Source organism: Methanocalculus chunghsingensis, from assembly GCF_018132105.1.
In the GTDB taxonomy this organism is placed as follows: domain Archaea; phylum Halobacteriota; class Methanomicrobia; order Methanomicrobiales; family Methanocorpusculaceae; genus Methanocalculus; species Methanocalculus chunghsingensis.
Map to the genome: position 1 here is coordinate 56,950 of NZ_JWHL01000008.1, position 20,850 is coordinate 77,799.

At 52.1% G+C, this 20,850-nt stretch carries 20 protein-coding genes; 7 read left to right on the forward strand and 13 right to left on the reverse strand.

Annotated features, from left to right (window positions below; all coding sequences use genetic code 11):
* Positions 1-28: 28 nt before the first annotated feature.
* The 3 genes from RJ53_RS06415 to RJ53_RS06425 form a co-directional block, all read right to left on the reverse strand.
* A complete protein-coding gene (locus RJ53_RS06415) occupies positions 29-568 on the reverse strand; it encodes a YkgJ family cysteine cluster protein (protein ID WP_343221844.1) in 540 nt (179 codons plus the stop codon).
* A complete protein-coding gene (locus tag RJ53_RS06420; RefSeq protein ID WP_211530795.1) occupies positions 535-1,263 on the reverse strand; it encodes an SAM-dependent methyltransferase in 729 nt (242 codons plus the stop codon). The genes RJ53_RS06415 and RJ53_RS06420 overlap by 34 nt, the downstream gene beginning before the upstream one ends.
* A gap of 67 nt (positions 1,264-1,330) precedes the next feature.
* Positions 1,331-2,254 (reverse strand): ROK family protein, encoded by a 924-nt coding sequence (locus RJ53_RS06425; protein WP_211530796.1) that lies wholly within the window; start codon positions 2,252-2,254, stop codon positions 1,331-1,333.
* A gap of 58 nt (positions 2,255-2,312) precedes the next feature.
* Between RJ53_RS06425 and RJ53_RS06430 the strand changes: the two genes are divergently transcribed.
* Positions 2,313-2,585, forward strand: coding sequence for a hypothetical protein (locus RJ53_RS06430; RefSeq protein ID WP_211530797.1), 273 nt, complete (start codon positions 2,313-2,315; stop codon positions 2,583-2,585).
* Here RJ53_RS06430 and ablB read toward each other — a convergent pair.
* Positions 2,563-3,420 (reverse strand): putative beta-lysine N-acetyltransferase, encoded by an 858-nt coding sequence (gene ablB, locus RJ53_RS06435; protein ID WP_211530798.1) that lies wholly within the window; start codon positions 3,418-3,420, stop codon positions 2,563-2,565. The genes RJ53_RS06430 and ablB overlap by 23 nt on opposite strands.
* Positions 3,407-4,726, reverse strand: coding sequence for a lysine 2,3-aminomutase (gene kamA, locus RJ53_RS06440; protein WP_211530799.1), 1,320 nt, complete (start codon positions 4,724-4,726; stop codon positions 3,407-3,409). The genes ablB and kamA overlap by 14 nt, the downstream gene beginning before the upstream one ends.
* A 281-nt stretch (positions 4,727-5,007) precedes the next feature.
* Here kamA and RJ53_RS11865 point away from each other — a divergent pair, with 281 nt between their 5' ends.
* The 4 genes from RJ53_RS11865 (at position 5,008) to nadC (ending at position 8,125) form a co-directional block, all read left to right on the forward strand.
* A complete protein-coding gene (locus RJ53_RS11865; protein ID WP_211530800.1) occupies positions 5,008-5,541 on the forward strand; it encodes a cupin domain-containing protein in 534 nt (177 codons plus the stop codon).
* 76 nt (positions 5,542-5,617) lie between these two features.
* Positions 5,618-6,376, forward strand: coding sequence for an aspartate dehydrogenase (gene nadX, locus RJ53_RS06450; protein WP_211530801.1), 759 nt, complete (start codon positions 5,618-5,620; stop codon positions 6,374-6,376).
* Complete coding sequence (gene nadA, locus RJ53_RS06455) at positions 6,373-7,269, forward strand: quinolinate synthase NadA (protein ID WP_211530802.1); 897 nt, start codon at positions 6,373-6,375, stop codon at positions 7,267-7,269. The genes nadX and nadA overlap by 4 nt, the downstream gene beginning before the upstream one ends.
* A 10-nt stretch (positions 7,270-7,279) precedes the next feature.
* Positions 7,280-8,125: a carboxylating nicotinate-nucleotide diphosphorylase gene (gene nadC / locus RJ53_RS06460; protein ID WP_343221842.1), complete on the forward strand. Its 846-nt coding sequence runs from the start codon at positions 7,280-7,282 to the stop codon at positions 8,123-8,125.
* A gap of 4 nt (positions 8,126-8,129) precedes the next feature.
* Here the strand turns inward: nadC and RJ53_RS06465 are convergent, their stop codons facing one another.
* A complete protein-coding gene (locus tag RJ53_RS06465) occupies positions 8,130-8,963 on the reverse strand; it encodes a DUF4349 domain-containing protein (RefSeq protein ID WP_211530804.1) in 834 nt (277 codons plus the stop codon).
* Positions 8,964-9,166: 203 nt separating this feature from the next.
* Between RJ53_RS06465 and mgtE the strand changes: the two genes are divergently transcribed.
* Positions 9,167-10,486 carry a magnesium transporter gene (gene mgtE, locus RJ53_RS06470; RefSeq protein ID WP_211530809.1) on the forward strand — a complete coding sequence of 440 codons (1,320 nt, stop codon included), beginning with the start codon at positions 9,167-9,169 and terminating at the stop codon, positions 10,484-10,486.
* Positions 10,487-10,616: 130 nt separating this feature from the next.
* Here the strand turns inward: mgtE and RJ53_RS06475 are convergent, their stop codons facing one another.
* From RJ53_RS06475 to RJ53_RS06505, 7 genes are all read right to left on the reverse strand, one after another.
* Positions 10,617-12,641: a sodium-translocating pyrophosphatase gene (locus tag RJ53_RS06475; RefSeq protein WP_211530811.1), complete on the reverse strand. Its 2,025-nt coding sequence runs from the start codon at positions 12,639-12,641 to the stop codon at positions 10,617-10,619.
* Positions 12,642-12,787: 146 nt separating this feature from the next.
* Positions 12,788-13,585: a tetratricopeptide repeat protein gene (locus RJ53_RS06480; protein WP_211530815.1), complete on the reverse strand. Its 798-nt coding sequence runs from the start codon at positions 13,583-13,585 to the stop codon at positions 12,788-12,790.
* 98 nt (positions 13,586-13,683) lie between these two features.
* Entirely contained in the window at positions 13,684-15,090 is a 1,407-nt protein-coding gene (locus RJ53_RS06485; protein WP_211530816.1) for a DNA-directed DNA polymerase II small subunit, read from the reverse strand.
* Between the two features lie 57 nt (positions 15,091-15,147).
* Positions 15,148-16,353, reverse strand: a complete 1,206-nt coding sequence (locus tag RJ53_RS06490) for a hypothetical protein (protein WP_211530817.1) — start codon at positions 16,351-16,353, stop codon at positions 15,148-15,150.
* Between the two features lie 56 nt (positions 16,354-16,409).
* Positions 16,410-17,642 (reverse strand): aminotransferase class I/II-fold pyridoxal phosphate-dependent enzyme, encoded by a 1,233-nt coding sequence (locus RJ53_RS06495; protein WP_211530818.1) that lies wholly within the window; start codon positions 17,640-17,642, stop codon positions 16,410-16,412.
* Positions 17,587-18,078: an Lrp/AsnC family transcriptional regulator gene (locus RJ53_RS06500; protein WP_211530819.1), complete on the reverse strand. Its 492-nt coding sequence runs from the start codon at positions 18,076-18,078 to the stop codon at positions 17,587-17,589. Before RJ53_RS06500 ends, RJ53_RS06495 begins: the two co-directional genes overlap by 56 nt.
* A gap of 5 nt (positions 18,079-18,083) precedes the next feature.
* The gene (locus tag RJ53_RS06505) at positions 18,084-19,412 is read right to left on the reverse strand and encodes an ORC1-type DNA replication protein (RefSeq protein ID WP_211530820.1); all 1,329 of its coding nucleotides are present in this window, start codon (positions 19,410-19,412) and stop codon (positions 18,084-18,086) included.
* Positions 19,413-20,349: 937 nt separating this feature from the next.
* Between RJ53_RS06505 and RJ53_RS06510 the strand changes: the two genes are divergently transcribed.
* Complete coding sequence (locus RJ53_RS06510) at positions 20,350-20,841, forward strand: MogA/MoaB family molybdenum cofactor biosynthesis protein (RefSeq protein ID WP_211530821.1); 492 nt, start codon at positions 20,350-20,352, stop codon at positions 20,839-20,841.
* The last annotated feature ends 9 nt before the right edge of the window (positions 20,842-20,850 follow it).

The window sequence follows — 20,850 nt, forward strand, 5'->3', positions numbered from 1 at the left end:
ATGTGTCGTCTTCTGGTATAAGGTACGATTATCTGCATACACGGTAGCCTGCCGCATGTACCATCCGGATAATCACCCGATCCCACTCGGAATCGCTGAGTTCCGCATGCAGAGCCATCTCTTCCCGAAAGAGGCGGAGAAGATCGGAGTCCTCAGAGGCGAGGTGTCGTGACGCCATAATTCTCCCAACCCGCCTCCCATCCCGATCGAGGATCAGAATCCGCCAGCAGCCATAATCACGGCAGATTTCAGGCCGGGTTGCATGGACACAACAGTACCCCTTCCCGTTCTCCCTGGCAAAGCGGAAGAATGGGCAGGCTTCCGGGCGGTCAACAAGGGTCCGGCGGTCATTGAAGAGGGAAAGCATCCCGGGGGCGACGGTGACGGTCGTCCGCTCACCGGTATACTCGTTTCTCACGACATACCGGTGATCGCCAAGATCCTGGATAATCCGATGGACGAGCCCGAGGTGACTGCAACAGTCCCCACATTGATTGCATTCAAAAGCCAGATGGATCAGCCTCCCGATATCTCTCAGTTCTGCTTCCGGAAGATCCAGCAGGCCCAGCCGAAGGCCTCCCTCCCGTAGACGAGGTACTCATCTTGGATCCGGGAGAGGTACTCCTCAATAAGAGGGCGATCACGATGATCCGGATGGGTATGAATCCAGTCGAGACAATTTTGCCAGATTGCGCTCTCGTAGGCATCGTGATCGGCCTCTGTTGCCCGGACGAGACCGGCAAGTGTAAGGCCGGAGTCCCGGGCTGTTGAGACGAGGCCGTATTCGGTTGGAATCTCCGGCCATTGGACAGCAAATTCCGGGGAGACCCGATCTGATCGCCAGTAGCGATCGCCGATGACGACCACCCCCCCGGGTGCGGTCATCTCTGCAAGGTGGGGAATAGCGCCATCAGTACCACCGAAGATGAAGGCAGAGCCGAGGGCGACGGTGCAGTCTGCAGCTCTATCAGGAGTCCATACAGCGGCATCCCCTTCGATGATCTGAATCTGGCCACCAGCATCGGATACCTCTCTCCGGGCTCTGAGGACCGAGCTCTTCCGCTCCTCGATCCCGACACCCGAAATCCCGTATGCCTCATGCCAGAGGGCAAGCAGGGTCCCGTTCCCGCAACCGATATCATAGACGAGCTTGCCTGGAGAGAGACGGGCACGTGATCCTGCACGGAGGAGCATCTCCGAAGTCGTCGGGTTCATCAGCGGAAGACTGGCCTGGGCGATTGATTCTATCTCGGTCTCGTTCATCTGTTCATTCATCCTGTGGTTTCTGTATAGACGTACTCCGGCTTAATGAGGTGTTACCGGAAAGGAGTCAGCGATCCAGAGATCCCTCTCTCCATGCGATCACCCCTGCACCTATCAATGGTGCATCTCCGCCGAGGGGGCTGATCAGACAATCAGGAACCGGGAGATACCGATCCACCCGGCTCACCATCGCAGGAACGAAGGCCGGATGGTTCCGAACCACCGGGCCATCAAAGATGACAGCCTCCGGGTTATATGCTGCGATGATGGTGGAGAGACCCCGGCCGCAGACGGTTGCAAGCTCTTTTTTGAATTTGGAGGCTACCGGGTCCATGGAGGAGAGGATCGCATCGGCAGAGTCCGGAACGGATCCGATCTCCCCCTCTTCCTCAAGGAAACGTGCATAGAAACGGGGAATACCGGTTCCGGAAGCATATGCCTCAAAGTGGCCTCTTCCGCCACAACCGCAGATGAGGCCATACCGTCCGTCAACATAGAAATGCCCGACCTCGCCGCCGTTGCCACCTGCACCGGAGAGGAGGCGGCCACCGGAGATGACGCTCCCTCCGATCCCGGATGAGAAGGTGAGATAAACGAGATCTCTCAGGTCCCGACCGGCACCAGAAGCCGCTTCTGCGAGAGCGCCGGCCCGGCAGTCATTGATGAGGGTGACAGGACGGCCGAACCGCTCTTTAACCGGGGAGACGATCTCGATCCGGTCAAATGCCATATTCGGTGAGGCAACGACCGATCCTGACCTGAGATCCAGGGGACCGGCAGAGGCGATCCCGATTCTGCTATTCGGAGGGGTCTCAGGAAGGATCTGATCGAGGATCGCAATCACCGCCTCGGTCACGACGGCCCCGGAACGACCGGCAGTCGGTGTCCGCATCCGGATGAGAGACGATAGGGAGCCATGCTGATCGATGAGGCCGCCCCGAATCCAGGTCGCACCAATATCGATCCCCGCCCGCAGATCAGGATCATGCATACTATCTGGTTACTACGATGAGCAGTTGTATTATCGTTATTGATTGAGAGTGTACTGTATGGCGATCTATCATATTCTCATGCTACCCATCCTCCTCTGCATCCTCTGCACTGGTACAGTATCGGCAACAGAATATCCGGCGGGACCCACCGGGACCCTCGAAGGGCTCGATGAGTTTATCGGCTGGCTCTCCGACCTTGGAAGAACCCTGATCGATATCTTTCGGGATGCGATGGAGGTGATCGGCCTTGGCAATGAGACCTCTGTCGCTGAGATGATCGAGAGACTCGAAGGTGGCCTGGAGATGGTTAACCAGGCGAAGGGTTCGTAAGAAGGGATCGGTACCAGACATTCATACTCTCAAATCCTCCTCCAATCTGGGTATTGTTCGGGAGGGTGCCGGCAAACTGGTACCCTCCACGTGCAAAGAGGATATTCACCGCAGGCTCCTCGCCACGGCAGATGGTGTAGGCAAGATGATAGCCGTCATCCCGTACAACCCCTTCCATATGTCTCAGGAGAGCACCGGCAACACCGAGCCCCCTCGCCTCCGGGAGGGTCGCAAAGTCAGTCATCTCGACCGTTCCGGAATCAGGGTCAAGTTCTGCCGACGAGGCGGCGAGGAGGGTCTCTCCGTTCATCACCATAAAGAAACGGGTCTCCCCGCTCTCTATCGAGGTCTGTATGAAGCCGGGATCATCTATCGGAAACGGGTAGCTCGGAAAGACCGTTCCATAGAGCTCTGCAAGCGCCTCAGCATCGGAAAGGTCTGCCTCATGGATCAGATATCCCTCCTTTAATGGATTATGGCCTGAACCTGCCCGTTCTAAGGCAGTCCCGAGTGCTACGGCTACCCCTTCCTCATTATACTCCCTCCGCGAGGGATCGGTGTACTTCCCCATGAAGAGACAGGTATCACCATTTCTGAAGTAGCCGGGGATTCTCGCCTCAACGCCGAACCCCTCCCTCTCAAATGCAGGTGCAGCCGGACCCGGGATCTTTGCGAAGACCTTGCTATACCCCTCTTCTTCAAGCGTCTCCCGGATCCAACCAAGAATGAGGGCGGTATCCTCAGGATCGAGTTTCATCAGGTAGATCCGATTGTTATAGCTTCCATGCTGGATGAGGCTTCGGCCCACCCTGATGACCGGATCACTCCTCTTCATCCTCTCTCCGTGCCATCCGTTCCGAGTCGGCAGGGACGAGTGCCGTCGCTTCATCATAATCTGAGAGGAGCTTTGCGATCCCGACGACATGCTGCTCGTCTCCGGCCTCGAGTTTCAGCTGGAGTGAACAGTCCTTGCAGTTGCGATCACAGAAGATCGAGGTATAGTTGTCAGGCTCCCGGTAGGTGGTGATCACCCCTTCAAAGTTCCTGAGGATCACCTTGTTGGTGGAGTACGATATGAGATATGTCGGCATCACCGGGATCTTCCCGCCGCCACCAGGTGCGTCGATGACATAGGTTGGAACCGCAAAGCCGCTTGTATGGCCGATGAGGTTCTCCATGATCTCAATCCCCTTCCCGACCGGGGTCCGGAAGTGCGAGAGACCCTCAGAGAGATCACACTGGTAGAGATAGTACGGCCGGACCCTGTTTTTGACGAGCTTCTGGACGAGCGACTTCATGATCCTCGGGCAGTCATTCACTCCGGCGAGGAGGACCGACTGGTTGCCGAGTGGAATCCCGGCATCCGCGAGTTTCGCAAGTGCCTTCTCAGCACTCGGGGTGATCTCCTGGGGATGATTAAAATGGGTATTGAGCCAGATCGGCTGATGTTTTTTGAGGACATTCACCAGACCATCAGTTATTCTGAATGGAAGGACGACAGGGGTTCTCGACCCGATCCGGATCACCTCGACATGCGGAATCGCCCGAAGTTGGGTGAGGATCCTATCAAGGAGATCATCGGGGAGCATGAGTGGATCACCGCCCGAGAGGAGGACATCCCGGACCTCGGGATGCTCACGAATATAGGTGATACCCACCTCCATCTCCTCCCATGTCGGGATTCTGTCCCGATCTCCGACTTTCCGCTTCCGTGTACAATGACGGCAGTACATTGCGCAGACATTTGAGACAAGGAAGAGGACGCGATCCGGATACCGGTGTGTGATCCCCGGAACCGGGCTGTCGCTATCTTCGGCAAGGGGATCTTCAAGCTCACACTCTTCCACCCTCAGTTCATCAGGAACCGGAACGGCCTGCCGGAAGATGGGATCATTGGCATAATCCTCGGTCTTGATGAGCGAGAGATAGTATGGTGTTGCAGCAAGGGGAAACTTATCTATCGTCTCCTGCAGCTTCTCCCGCTCTTCCGGGGGGAAGGTGATGCCGAGAACCTTCTCAAGCATCGAGAGGCTCCGGACGGTATGGGCGATCTGCCAGCGCCAGTCCCTCCACTGTGGTGCATCCTCTCCGATCGAGTTGTGATATTCTCCGGATTTGTAGTTTTGTGAAGATAATTCCATATTACTTTCAACTCACTACTAGTACGATCTTAGTCTTCTTAAAGGTGACGTAAAACCCGTATAATGGCCATTTTCAAAAATTGTCCTTTTTTTGCAATTATATTATTTTGATTATTTAATTTTATTTCTGCATCAGAGGTGCTCGTAATGCGGAAACTGCTATTAAAGGGATCTGGTTTTCCAATATCAAAAATGAACGTCTCTCATCGGGCAATCATCCCATCAGGGCGAGAAATGGATACATCAGAAGCTTGATATGCGGACAGCACCACTTCTCAACTATGTCAGAAGAGAGAGACGACGCAATCATCGGAGTTCCGATCAAGCCACGGGATATGATCACCTATCAGTCCGAGACGATTATATCAAGGGTGGTGATGATGAGCAGGCAGGGGACGGTGACACTCTTTGCCTTTGATGAGGGCCAGGGACTCTCAGAACATACCGCACCCTTTGATGCACTTGCCTTCTCGCTTGATGGCGAAGCGGAGATCACCATCGCCGGAACACCCCATCACCTCAGGGAGGGGGAGATGATCATCATGCCTGCCAATATCCCCCATGCAGTCCGGCCAATCCACCGGTTCAAGATGATGCTCATCATGATCCATGCTAAGAATGGAGAGGAGAAGGAGGAATCTCCTGCCCGTGACGAACAGAATACTCTGAGCGAAGAAGAAGCTGGAAACAAGAAAGAGGAGAAGAAGGCAGAAAAGGAGAAGAAGAAGGATAAAAAGAAGAAGAAAGCAGAGAAGAAGGCGAAAAAAGAGAAGAAGAAGGATAAAAAGAAGAAGAAAGCAGAGAAGAAGAAGTAACGCCTGAACAATAGCTCCATCAAACACCTCCATTGACCAGAACCGTTTATACTGAAAAGAAGCAATACCATAACCAATGATCACCGTTGGACTGCTCGGGTGCGGCAATATCGGGCATATCATCGCAAAACACCAGAAATCATTCAGTATAACAGCAGTCTATGACCAGATAGAGGCAAGGGCAGACGAGCTGGCAGCAGCATCCGATGCCCGGGCCTATACCGATTTTACAACATTTCTCTCCGCAGACTTTGATATCGTCGTCGAAGCAGCCTCGGTTGCCGCCGCGCAGGAGTACGGTGAAGTGATACTCAGATCCGGCCGTGACTTCGTGGTGATGAGTGTGGGGGCACTCTCGGATACGGAATTCCGTGAGAGGCTTGTCCGAACCGCAAAAGAGATGGGTAAGAAGATCTATGTCCCATCCGGTGCGGTGATGGGCCTTGACAACATCAAGGTCGGGCAGATATCTGCCATTGATACCTTCCTCCTCAGGACGACGAAGAGCCCGGCATCCCTCTCCATCAGGGCAGATGTACCAACGATGATCTTCTCAGGAAAGGCACATGAATGCATCAGGGATTATCCAAAGAACGTAAACGTCTCTGAGGCATTGACCCTGGCTGCCGGCCACGAGGTCGATGTTGAACTCTGGGTCGATCCGGATGTGGATCGGAACATCCATGAGATATTCATTGAAGGTGAATTTGGGGATGCATATATCAGGGTACGAAACATTCCAAGCCCCGAAAACCCTGCAACAAGCTATCTTGCCGCACTCTCGATACTGACACTGCTCGAAAATCTTGATAATCCGCTGGTGATCGGAACATGACAACAGAAGAAGAGATCAGATGGCTGAAGAAGGAGAAGAATGCCCTCATCCTCGCACATAACTACCAGTTGCCGGAGATTCAGGATGTTGCAGATATCGTTGGCGACAGTCTTGAACTTGCTGTAGTGGCAGCTGAGGCTGAAGAGTCGATACTGATAGTCTGTGGTGTCCTCTTCATGGCTGAAACAGCAAAGCTCCTCTCCCCTGAAAAGACCGTCCTGATTCCAATCCCGGATGCCGGCTGTCCGCTCGCCGATCATCTCACCCCGGAGATGGTGCTGGAAGCACGAAAGAAGTATCCTGATGCTGCCGTCGTCGTCTATGTCAACTCGACAGCGGCCGTCAAAGCAGTAGCCGATATCACCTGTACATCAGCAAATGCCGCCGATGTCGTCAGATCACTACCGGAGAAGACGATCCTCTTCGGCCCGGATGCAAACCTCGCCTCTTATGTACAGAAACAGGTTCCCGAGAAGGAGATCATCCCGCTTCCTGCCGAAGGGCACTGCTATGTTCATACAGCCTTCACCGTTCCCCAGATCGAAGAGGCGCGATCCCAAGGATGCCGGATCGTCTGCCATCCTGAATGCCGCCCCGAAGTTCAGGAACGATCCGATCTCGTCACATCAACAGGCGGAATGGTGAGGCATGCAGATGAATGTGAGACATGGTTTGTATGCACAGAGCGCGATATGGGATACCGGCTCAGGAGCCTCTACCCGGATCGGGCTTTTCATCTCCCCGAGGAAGCAATCTGCGAGGATATGAAGAAGACGAAGCGGGAGGATCTTCTCCGTTCCCTCCGGGACGGTGTTTATGAAGTGATCATCGAGAACGAGATCCTGGAGCCTGCGAAGCGGGCGGTCGAACGGATGATCCGGATACGGCGGTGAGAAAATGATCATGGAGGATTCACTCCGGAGGTTTCTGGCAGAGGATCTCCCCTTCGGGGATATAACAACAGAGGCGACCACTCCGCAAACCGAGAGCCGGGCAGTGATCATCGCACGGGAAGCGATGGTGATCGCCGGTATTGACGAGGCAGTATTCCTCTTTAATGAATGCGGGGTCAGGGCTTATCCTGCCATACCTGACGGTGAATGGGCGGATCCCAACCAGACGGTCCTTACAATGACCGGGCCTGTCCATGGGATCCTCGCCGCCGAACGGACCGTTCTGAACCTGATGGGGAGGATGTCGGGGATCGCAACCGCGACCAGCCGGTTTGGACTGGTGATCGGGTCGGCGATGCCTGGAGCACGGATCGCCGGCACCCGGAAGACCGCTCCGGGTCTTCGTTTCTTTGACAAAAAAGCGATCAGGATCGGCGGTGGAGAGCCACACCGGTATTCCCTCTCGGATGCGATCCTGATAAAGGATAATCATCTCGCCATTGCAGGGATTGAAGAGGCGATCAGGCGTGCGAAGGCTTTCTCGGCATTCAGGGTGATCGAGTGTGAAGTGGAGAACCCCGGGGATGCTATCATCGCCGCATCTGCCGGTGTTGACATCCTCCTCCTCGACAATATGACCCCGGAAACTGTGAAGAGGACCATTGAGCTCCTCAAAGAAGCAGGGCTTCGGGAGAGGGTGACAATTGAGCTTTCAGGAGGGATCACACCGAAAAATGCCGGGTCCTATGCAGGATGCGAGGTTGATCTCGTTTCATCCGGATGGCTGACCCATTCTGTACGGAACGCGGACCTCAGCCTTGATATCAAAAAAGCAGAAAAAATTGTGAGAATATAAGGGATCATCCCTTCCGTCGCCTGAGAATGAGCCAGACGATCCCCCCGATAACGGCGAGCGGGAGGAGGGCAAAGGCAGCAACGATCAGGATGACAATAACCGCCATAAATGCTGATATACCGGTATTCAAAACCCCCGAAGCACTAAATCCGGAGTCCACACCAACAGTCGGCGCTTCCCTGATCGAGACAGTGATAATCGCTTCATCGATCCGTGATTCAAGGAGATTGAGCCTCCCGGTCACAATATCCAGGCTTCTCTGAGCGGTGTCACGGGCAGTCTGGACCTGCAGTATCTCCTCAACCGTCACTGCCTTTTCAAGGAGATCATCATATCGCTCCACCTGCCGTTGTAGTGACTGCTTCTCAGCATGGAGATCGGTGTATTCTTCGGTGACATCCCTTTCCCGTATCTGCCTGTGGGTGAGTGTTCCGGTACCTTCAATCTCCTGCATCACTGCATCAAAGGATTGCGGTGGAATTCTGAGGATGGCCTCAACATAATAGCGCTGCTTTCCATCCCGAACCCCGGCAGAGTTGATGGTGAGTGACTGGATACGGCCGTTATATCGCTCTGCTATCTCTGTGATCTCATCTGCCGTCTGCCGGGGATCCCGGCTCTGTAGAGAGATCTCGCCTTCCCTGATCACCTGTGCATCAACAAAGCCCGTCTTTGTATCATAAGCCACATCAGACCTTTCATAGGGAGCAGCGTTCTCATAGACCACCGTTTCACTCCACCCGTGGGGAAAGTCCGGAGATGTATCTGCCATCATGCATCCGGCGGATGCACTGATGCCGATGAGAAGAAGAATCAGCATGATGTATGATCGTTTCATAGGAACACCTTGGTTATCATGAGTGATGGGGATGCATGGAAGAAAAGGATGTCCAAGGCTACGAATTTTATTGCACCTAACGATAATCGTCAATTGAGGCCATATTTCCATCCAATACCGCAATAAAGCTGACAACAGACTCTTATATCCAGCCACCATACTCTCGGATACTGAAGGAGAGGCCAATGCACCGGGATAGGATTTTGGAATTACTCGCTCTGAGAGACTGGAAAGGACTTCGAAATTATGCAAAAGAGCTTTCCAGACTCGAAGCTGCCGATCTCTTCTCTGAGATAGAGGATGCCGAATACACCATCTTCTTCCGTCTCCTTGAGAAGAATACGGCCCTTGATGTCTTCGAATCGCTTGATCCCGAGCAGCAGGCACGGCTTATCTCTCTGATGGAGGATCCGGAGACCCTCAGCCTTGTCGAATCACTCGATCCCGATGACCAGACGAGGTTGTTTGAGGAGCTTCCTGCCAAGATCGCCAAACGGATCCTTGCAGAGATGAAGCCCGGAGACGCAGCAGCAGTCAGTCAGCTCCTCGGGTACCCTGCAGGGAGCTGTGGCCGGTTTATGACCTCCCGGTACCTTACATTCCATGAGAATACGACAATCGGGGAGGTGCTGGCAGGCCTCCATACAAGCCCCCTCCGTCCTGATGAGATGGGCGTCATCTATGTCATCGGCCCGGGGAGGATATATCGCGGGTATATCAGCCTCGGGAGTCTTCTCAAGACAACTCCTGAGATCAGGCTCGGAGAGATTGCAGCAGAGCCCGGCCTCTTCGTCAGGACAACCGAGCCGCGAATACGGGCTGCGGAACTTGTTGCTGAATATGATCTCTATGCAATAGCGGTCCTTGATGCAGAAGACCGGCTTGTCGGATCGATCACTTTTGATGATGTCATCGATCTCCTCGAAGAGGAGGGGACCGAGGACTTCCTGAAGATCGGATCTGTCCGCGATATCGGGATGAGCGTCAAGGATGCGACCATCGGTATACTCTATCGGAAACGACTCCCCTGGCTTCTCGTCCTCGTCCTGATGAACGTCTTCTCAGGAGCAGGAATCGCGTACTTCGAGGAGACGATCGCTGCGTATGTCGCACTCGTCTTCTTCCTCCCGCTTCTCATCGACAGCGGAGGAAATGCCGGATCACAGTCGGCAACCCTGATGGTCCGGTCTCTTGCAACCGGTGATGTCGGGGCAGGAGACTGGGCACGGCTCATCGGGCGTGAGGTATTCATCGCCCTGGCACTTGGAGTAAGTCTTGCAGGGGCGGTGATGGTTCTTGGAATCTTCCGGGGAGGACCTGGGATTGCTGTTGTGGTCGGGCTCTCGATGATGCTGATCGTCTGCATCGGATCGCTCATTGGTATGACGCTTCCATTCCTGCTGACCAGACTGAATAAAGATCCGGCGGTGGCGAGCACACCCCTTGTCACCTCATTTGCCGATATCACCGGGGTTCTGATCTACTTCTCGATTGCAACCTGGTATCTTGGTATCGGGGCATAAGATCCTTTTTTATCCATCTTTTCCCAATCCCCCCGTCACCTGACAGCCTGAGCTGCGGGTGGAGATACTGGAAGAGAGAAGAGAAAGTGAGAAGAGAACGTCGTAAATCAAAAAAGATTGTTCTTCATCCTCAGAGGAGGATGAGGAGTGGGGCAAAGACGAGTGCCACCATCGACATCAGCTTCAGCAGGATGTTGATGGCAGGACCTGAAGTGTCTTTGAAAGGGTCACCGACGGTATCACCGACGACTGCTGCCTTGTGGGCATCTGAACCCTTTCCACCAAAGTTGCCCTGTTCGATATATTTCTTGGCATTATCCCATGCACCACCGGCGTTTGCCATGGTGATCGCAAGGGAGAACCCTGCAACAAGGGATCCTGCAAGGAGACCGCCGAGTGCTGCAGGGCCGAGGAAGTACCCGACAAGAAGCGGGGCAAGGACGGCGAGGACACCAGGTGCGATCATCTCACGGAGTGCGGAGTTTGTCGAGATGGCAATACAGGATGCGTAATCCGGATCTGCCTTCTCTTCCATCAGCCCGGGAATCTCCTTGAACTGACGGCGAACTTCGATGACAATCTCGTAGGCTGCCTTTCCTACTGCGGTCATGGTGAGTGCGCAGAAGAGGAACGGAAGCATTGCACCGATGAGCATACCGACAAAGACCATCGGGTTGGTGACATCGATGACATTGAGCCCGACTGCAAGGGTGTATGCAGAGAAGAGGGCGAGTGCGGTAAGTGCTGCGGATCCGATGGCAAAGCCTTTGCCGATGGCGGCGGTGGTGTTGCCGACTGCATCAAGGGTGTCGGTGATCTTCCGGACCTTGGGATCCTGGTGTGACATCTCTGCGATACCACCTGCATTGTCAGCGACCGGTCCGTATGCATCGACTGCAAGGGAGAGACCAAGGGTCGAGAGCATACCAACTGCGGCGATGGCAATACCATAGAGGCCTGCGAAGTGGTAGGAGATGGTGATTGCAATTGCAACAAAGAAGACCGGGAAGACGGTCGATTCCATGCCCTTTGCAAATCCGCTGATGATAGTGGTTGCGGATCCGGTCTGGGCGGATTTGGCGATCGAGAGTGTCGGGGCCCTGTCATAGGATGTGTAGTACTCGGTGATGAGACCGATTGCAAATCCTGCAACGAGACCGGCAATTGCTGCAAAGAAGATGCCGATATATTCAGGTCCGATGAGGGTTGTGACAAGGAAATATGTCGCAATGACAACGAGGACGATAGCAACGATCAGACCTTTGTTGAAGGCCATATGAATTGCTGTCATCTCGGTCTTGTTCGTCCGGACGAAGAATGATCCGACGATCGCTGAGAAGATACCAAGTGCGGCGATCATCATCGGGAGAAGAACGAGCTGCATCGGGTCAAGGCCTGCATACATCTCGGTCTGAACCGCTGTGATACCAAGGACCATCGCGGCGATGATAGATCCGACATAGCTCTCGTACAGGTCAGCACCCATACCAGCGACGTCACCGACATTGTCACCGACGTTATCAGCAATAACTGCCGGGTTTCGTGGATCATCCTCAGGGATGCCTGCCTCGACCTTACCGACGAGATCTGCACCGACGTCAGCTGCCTTGGTGAAGATACCTCCACCAACACGTGCGAAGAGTGCAATCGATGAGGCACCAAGACCAAATCCTGTCACCGTCGAGAGAACCTCCCCCTGGGGAAGACCCATAGCGGAGAGAGCAAGATACGCGACGGAGAGACCAAGAAGGCCAAGACCGACGACAGCCATGCCCATGACAGAGCCGCTTGAGAATGAGACACGAAACGCCTCTGCAATGCCACGACGGGCTGCATTGGTCGTTCGTACGTTCGCTGCGGTCGCCGTGTACATACCGATATATCCGGCGGTTGCGGAGAGGACCGCACCAAGAACGAATGTCGCCGCGGTGAGCGGGGAGATTCCAACTGCTAAAACGATTGCAAGTACAACAACGAATACAGCAATCGCACGATACTGGCGGTTCAGATAGACCATGGCGCCGAGATGAATGGCGGCGGCGATCTTCTGCATCACCTCTGTTCCTGTACCCTCCTTCTTCACCGTGATGAAGGAGAAGCCCGCAAATGCAAGGGCGATAAGGGCAGCAAGAGGTGCTAGATAAACGAGATCCATGTTTTTTATACCTCCATGTTCGGAATGCCTTCCATAGAAGAAGGTACGAGAAGCATAAATATCATATGGAATGATGCGAGGAAGATACGGCTATTAACGAATAGGTATTCGTGATCAGTCCGGATGCGCGCAGAAAATAAGGGGGATCAGAGTGATCCGATGATCATTGCGTATGTTTCAACCTGGGACTGGTACTGTGCCATCACCTTCATGGTGATGACCGGGGTGAGCCGCGGATCAAGTTCCATTGCCTTCTGATAGTCCTCCATCGCCTTCATATATGCATTCGATGCCTCACCTGTCAGCCTCGTTGTGGCGGTTGCTTTTCCCTCGGAGAAGCCCGATCCCGGCCTGGAATGGGTCTCCTGCATCTCGGTCTCGTAGCGCTGCGTCATATGTATGTAAGCATCCCCCCGGTACATCCGTGCCCGTCCGCTATCAGGATATGTGGCAATGAGAGCATCGAGATCCGAGATGGCTTCAGTATACCGCCCTTCTGCGAGAAGAGTAACCGCCCTGCTATGAAGAGCGGCAGGATCAGCAGGGGAGAGAGAGAGGGCTTCTGTGAAGGCATTCTCTGCCGCCTGAGGATCCCCTGCCATCAGGTAACAACGACCAAGACCGGTGAGTAATTCAGATGACGAGGGATCAATCGATGCCGCCTGGGAGTAGAGGGCTGCCGCTTCCTCGTACTCATGAAGCGAGTAGAAGGCCTCTGCCTGTTTCTGCATAAGGACTGTCTCATTCTGATCAAAATGAAGGGCATATGAATAACAGGATGCCGCAATGCCACTCTGGTTCATCGAGACGAAGCCATCTCCGATGAGAGAGAACGTACCTGCACCTGCTGCATCAATATCAGAGGGAAAAGAGATACCAAGAGGGTTGAGAAAGACGAAGAGGCAGATGGCAATGAAGAAGAATATCAGATGAAGGATTTTCATAGAATATTATTTTATTAGAAGAGAGAGTATTTGAATATTGTTTAATTATCCATTCTTTTGGGAACGGAGAATCAGGAATTACACCAATCATCTGATCCTCATTTTGAGAGAAAGTCACAGACCTGTGGCTCCATCCTCTCAAGATCGATGATGATCGCCTGGCCGGGGGTGGGATTGATATTCATCTGCTTCTGAAATGCAGTCTGGCCCTGCCATGCACCCGCATTTACCGAGAGGACACCACGGTACCGTGATATTCCGGTGATATGCACATGGCCGGTATGAAGAATCTCCGGGACGGGATCGATAATGAGGCGATCCTGCTCGGTCGCGAGCACCGGGGTTCTTCTTCCATAGGAAGGGGCAAGGTGGCGCCTCTTCAGCATCGCTTCCATCATCTCGGAAGGTGCCTCATACCGTGCACCCGGGATGAGGCTGATGAGATCGTCGATACTCCGGCCATGGTACATCAGAACCCGGACACCCTGGATGCTGACAGCGCAAGGATTTTCAACAAATGTACAGTTTGGGGTGTATGCAGATCGGAACTCGGCCGGAATCGCGGGCTGGGGTTCTGCTCCCCGGACCACGTCATGGTTTCCGGGGGCAAGGACGATCCTGAGGCGGGATGGAAGTGTGGCGAGCATCTCACCGAGCCGGTCATATTGCTCATAGATATTTTGTATTGTCAGCTCCTTCTCCTGGCCAGGGTAGATGCCGATACCATCAACCAGATCACCGGCAACAAGAAGGTATGAAATGTCATCTTCTGCTGATATCCAGTCACAGAACCTCTCCCATGGATCCTCAAGGAAGGTATCAGATCCAATATGAATATCGGAGATGAAGACCGCTTTTCCGGACTGGTGAGGGGTATATGGAGCGTGTTGAATAGGAATATCCGGCCTGAGGAGCTGATCCGCATAGAAGAGCCCCGCATCCGGAGAGAGTTTGCCCCGGACACCAATCACTTCATCAGGGACAATCCGCTCCGCATCTGCAAAGCCGTCACGTCCACTGTTAAAGAGGACGGGGATGATACCGGTAGGATCTTCAAGCTCAATGATACGGTGGCCTTTTGCTGTCGTCTTCACATCAAGGACGATTCCAATGATCGTTACATCACTATCACGGAATCGTGATGAGCGGATCAGTGCCTCAACAGGTATTGAACCTGTACGTTTGCGGATGAGAGATCCGAGGGTGTCATACCGGTTTCTGAAGAGACTTGCATAATCCTCTATCTGCCGGACAGGGCCGGCAGATCCCTCCATCCCCTCGATCACCTCAAGGATGGGATCAGCGGTGAACCGTATGCCATCACGCCGCTGGGTGAGGGAAGGGATATGAGAGGGAAGGACGACTGTGCAATTAACAGAGAGAGATTTCAGTATCGTCTGAATAAGGGCAGGATCTCCCTTCTCCTGTATGTAAGAGACGACCGTCGGATCAACAAGATGGCCGGCCTCGCAGAATCTGGAGACGATCTCCTGATCTCTTAACATGGGTACTAGATGGAATCTCTGATCCAATATACCTGTTATAGTGGAAGAGAGATCAGATCAGGCATCCTTTCGACGGATGATCCCAAGGCAGTATCCATCAAGGGCATTCAGATAGACCTTTCGGGCTGACCGGACGACTTTTTCATCATCTGAGAAGAAATCTTCCGCCACATAGGAGAGGAGAGAGACAAGATACTCAAGTGAGTCATATTTCATTTTGAGATCCTTGAAGGAGAGGAGGCCTTCTGCTCTGTTCCCGGAGAGGAGGGCCTGTGAAGCATCAAAGAGACCAAGGAGATACTCCGGCATGCCACGGACGATTGCAAGTTTTCTGAACCTGTAGTACATATCCTTCTTCCCCGAGAGGAAGGAGAGTTTTATCCCATAATACGCTGGTTCAAGTGCTTTTGGATGCTGCTGCATCATCTGGAGAACGGTGCTCGCCGCACCCTGCCCATCATGATTCTGGAGGTAAAATGAGAAGAGCTCGCGGAGGAAGAAGAGATCGTCACTGTACACTTCTGCAGAGATCTTCAGTACCTCATCTCTCTTCTGGATGCTCCCCTCCTTCTTCGCCTTCTCAAGCGCGATCCTGAGGAACCAGCGGTGGCTCGGAAGCCAGGTGTGGGCCTGGTGGATCATGAACCAGAAGATCTGATTCACCCATTCGGCATCTTCACCCCTGAGAAAAGAGTGATCACCAATCTTTGGCTGGATACGAGAGAGTTCAAGCAGGAGCTGCCGGGATCGAAGCTCCATCTCACCCGGACGCGGGCCATTGTACGCATCCGGGTTGGTCCGGCGGTCTTCCTCGATCAGGCGGTAATAACAGTATGCGACAAGGACGCCGATGACCGCATCTTTCAGTGCGTACTTCTCGAGAAGGGTGAGAGCCTCTTTGATCTGATTATTACGCAATTTATTTATCCCAAGAAAGGTCTCAATCGTTCTTCTTCCAGCCTTCTTCCTCCGGAAGCGGAGGGCCTGCTGGATGACCTTCTCAAAATATGCGGGATCCGAATTTTTTTTACTTTTTCTCAGGATCTGATAGGTGATATCGTCAAAGAACCGATCATGATCCTCATCCCGGATATCAGGAAATTTGGACTCGATGGCAGAGAAGACCTGTGCATAGAAGACAGGGATGTTGGAGTCGATCTTCTCGATATTTTCATGTATATACTGAAAATACTCTTTTTTAATCGATCCAAGCCGTCCGGAGATAACTGCTCCAGCTGCACCAGTGTCACCAGAGTCACTCATGTACGTATCTAAAATTGGGGTGAGGAAACTATAAATTCATTCGTATTTCTCACGGCTCATATTGAATCGATGAAAATTCCTATCCTTCGAATAGCCTCCTCCAGATCCATACGTGAAGCGGCATAGGCACAACGGACATGACCGATCCCTGAGGATCCGAAGGCCCTGCCGGGTACGACAGCAACCTGCTGCTCGATGAGGAGACGTTCAGCGAACTCTTCGTCCGTGAGACCGGTTCCTTCAATCGATGGGAATGCATAAAATGCACCCTTTGGAAGATGACAGGGGAGGCCTATTCTGTTGAGACCTGCAACGAAGAGGTTTCTTCGCATCCTGAACTCTGCTACCATCCGGTCTTTTGCATCCTCAGCCCCTCGTAATGCCTCAATTGCAGCATACTGTGCCATCGTCGGGCTACTGAGCATCGCATACTGGTGAATCTTCAATGCCGCACCTGCGATCTCGGAAGGTGCACAGAGATATCCGACACGCCAGCCGGTCATGGAGTATGCCTTTGAAAAACCATTCAGGGTGATCGTCTTCTCACGAAGAGTTTCAATTGAGGCGGGAGAGACATGGCGGCCTTCATAAGTGAGCTCTGAGTAGATCTCGTCAGAGAGGAGAAGAAGATCGTGATCGACGATGATGTCACTGATCGCTTTGAGATCATCCCTCCCCATCACTCCGCCGGAGGGGTTGTTTGGATAGTTGATCATCAGAAGTTTCGTCTTCTTTGTCACCTTCTCAAGGAGTGCATCCGGGGTTACACGGAATTCATCCTCTGCCGGGCAGGGGAGTGCAACAGGAATACCGCCTGCAAGCATGACACAGGGGGCATATGAGACATAACAGGGATCTGCGACGAGTACCTCATCACCGGGATCGACAACAGCCCGGACTGCCAGATCAAGACCTTCAGAGACACCGGTTGTTATGATGATTTCATCATCCGGATCATAATCCGTATTATAGTGCTGGCTCAGATAAGATGAGACGAGATCGCGAAGCTCCTGGAGGCCCTTGTTTGAGGTATACGAGGTTATGCCCTTTTCGATAGAATCGATCCCGGCAACGGCGATGTTCCATGGAGTGTTAAAGTCGGGCTCCCCGACTCCGAGTGAGATGACATCATCCATCGTGAGAAGAAGATCAAAAAATTTTCTGATACCCGATGGTGGGATCCCTTCAGCCCGTTGTGAGATGTAGCTCCTCGGGACCTTCTCCTCTGGGATCTCAGAAGCTGTACGGGAGACGTTCGAGCCCTTCGCTTCTCTGTAATTCACAGCCATGCTCCTTGTAGGTCTTCATTACGATATGGGTTACCGTCTCCTTGATATTCTCAAGTGAGGCGATCTGTCCTGATACAAACTCAGCGATCTCCTGCATCGTCCTGCCGGTGACGATGACCTGAAAATCATATGTTCCGGTGACGAGGCGAAGAGATTTGACCTCGGGAAATCGTGCGATTCGATCTGCGATACGATCATATCCGAACTCACGCTCAGGACTGACTTTCAGTTCGACAAGAGCGACAACGCCGTCCTCACCGGCCTTCTTCCAGTCGATGATGGCGGTATATTTCCGGAGTACCCCCGCTTTTTCAAGTGTGCCAATCCGTGCCTGAACCTCCGAGGGGGAGAGGCTCAGCATCGTTCCAAGATCTTCTGCTCCGACACGGGAGTCGGATTCAAGAACACGTAGGATCTCCCTGTCTTTTTCATCCATAATCTTCACCTAAAGAGTTTACCTGCCTGCTCTTCATTATATCGGGAGATACGGTGTTCAACCAGCCGCTGATCATTCATGATCACATCCCAGATACGATCCGTTGCGGCATCGAACGTGATCTCCTTGGTTCTTCCGTACCGTCCTTTGGATACGACACGGGTTGATATGACTCCGAGCATATTTAATTCACTGATGAGATCGGTGACCCTGCGATGGGTAAGCGTCTCAAGTGAAAGCTCTCTTGTGATCTCCCGGTAAAGACGCATCACTTCACCACTGGTGAAGACCTTCTGGTTTATGCGATGAAGGAGGAGCATCGCATAGAGGACTACCTTACTCTGTGTCGGAAGGGTTGAGATGCACTCAACCATGCTGTCTGTCTCGATTTTATCCTGTGCCTGGCGGACATGACGATCCGTGACGCGATCTTCGCTTGCCCGGTCAGCAAGTTCCCCTGAAACCCTGAAAAGGTCGAGCGCCCGGCGGGCATCTCCATGCTCCTGTGCTGCGAGTGCTGCACAGAGCGGGATAACACTCTCATCAAGGACCCCTTCAACAAATGCGACATCGGATCGTTGCTTCAGGATATCAATGAGCTGTGGTGCGTTGTACGGGGGGAAGACGATCTCCTCTTCGGAGAGGGAGGAGAGGACACGGGGATCGAGGAAGTCAGTGAATCTGAGATCGTTTGAGATTCCGATGATACAGACCTTTGAGCGTTCAAGATCAGAATTGATCCGTGTGAGATTGTAAAGTGTCTCATCTCCACTTTTTTTGACGAGTTTATCAATCTCGTCGAGGATGATGACAAGGACACCGCCTGTATTTTCGAGGACATTCTTCAACTCTGCATAGACCTGATCGGTTGGCCATCCTGTCATCGGAATATGTGTTTTGACACGATCAGAAGCGAGATGTTCGGTGTCGGTGATCAGCTTTGCTATCTGTGCAAGAACTCTGTATTGAGTGTCAATTACTTCACAATTTAAATGAACAACCCGGCAGGATGTATTCATCTGGCCACTTGCATTTTCAAGTTCCGATCCAACGTACCGGGCACACGCAGTCTTGCCGGTCCCGGTTTTGCCATATATAAGGATGTTGGAGGGGGTTTCATTCTGAAGTGAGGGCGCAAGAATGGCAGCGATTGAGTCGATTTGTGGTCGACGGTGAGGAAGAATGGATGGCCTGTAGCTATGCCTGAGAACTTCCCTGTTTTTGAATATTTTGTTGTTTCCCAGGTATTTTTTAAAAAGACCAAGTGAATGACCATCGTTATCTGTCGTAAAATCCCCTCCGTTGGATTGTCCTGCTGTGAGATGAGTAATCATATGATAATCTCCGCACTATTAAACCCCACTATTTCCACTGGAGGTACACTATTCAACAATCCATCAAAAATATATGACCCCTTTATTTCCACTGGAACCTCACTCTCCGGACGCGAGGTAAAAGGTTCGTTCTGCTATGGTAAAATATGACCGTTGATCGGATGATTTTGTGGTTTCCGATGCAGATAACCGGATCGATCAGAATTACTGTTTATTGGATGTGAATATCTGTTTGGAGGGAGAGATGACGAAATCTGATTTTTGTAATAGAAGAGGAGGACCCGGCTGACCCCTACCCCTTAATTTCGAGTGGAGGAGTTTTAGAAGGATAGGATGATCTGTGGCTGATCAAAATGAGGCAAAGTGAAAAATGAGACAGAATAGTCATTTGTAAATTTGAGAGTATAGTATATATACATATCTGTTTGATGTACAAACATCACAAAGGAACAATATACAAGAAAATAAAAAATTTTTAATAACATATTTTTAAAAAAATAAATAGTATCATTAATTAGTAATATATTAAATAAATTAAATAATTTGTTTTTAGTTTTAGTTTAATTATAGAATCCCCCATCCCATTCCATCTGATACTTTTTTTATCTCCAGTGGAAACAAAGGGGTACCTCCGATCCACCTGGAACTATCCATTCCACGAACTCCGTTTCCCCTTTTTCCATCAGGTATTACCGCCAACTCCTTCCATTGGAGATTTTATTTCTTCAGCTTCTCCTCGAAAAGTCTCTATACCATGCCGATACTCACATCTGTCAGACATCTACCATTCCCGATCCAAATGATTCCAAACCCCTTTATTTCCACTGGAAAAGAGGAGAATCCGGATGGTCTATCCCTCCCCTCTTCATGATAAATCTGATCGATCTCCATCTTCTTTCGAGAAGATGAGATATACCGGGACGATCAATCACCTCAGATGAGCAAAGAACACCACCGAAAGATCGAAATACGAACCGGGATTGTCACCGTCTCAACAACAAGAACCGAAGCTGAGGATGTATCAGGAGAGACTATCAAAGCTCTCCTGGTCGAAGCTGGTCTTTCTCCTGTTTTTTACAGCATTATCCCTGATCAGGATGATGCAATCCGGCGTACCCTCTATGAGGCAATAAATGAGGCAAACTGTATCATCATCAACGGAGGAACAGGGCTCACTCCTGATGATCGAACGATCGAGGCGGTCCGACCACTCTTTGATAAAGAGATGGATGGATTTGGAGAGATCTTTCGGCAGTTCAGTATCAGGGAGGTTGGAACCGCCGTTATCCTCTCACGTGCAACTGCAGGTCTGATCTCCGGCCGCGCAGTCTTCTGTATACCAGGCTCTACAAAGGCCGTCCGTCTCGCCGTTGCAGAGATCATCATTCCGGAGATAGGCCATATCCTCTCCCATGCCCAAAAAAAGTGAAAGCTCCAT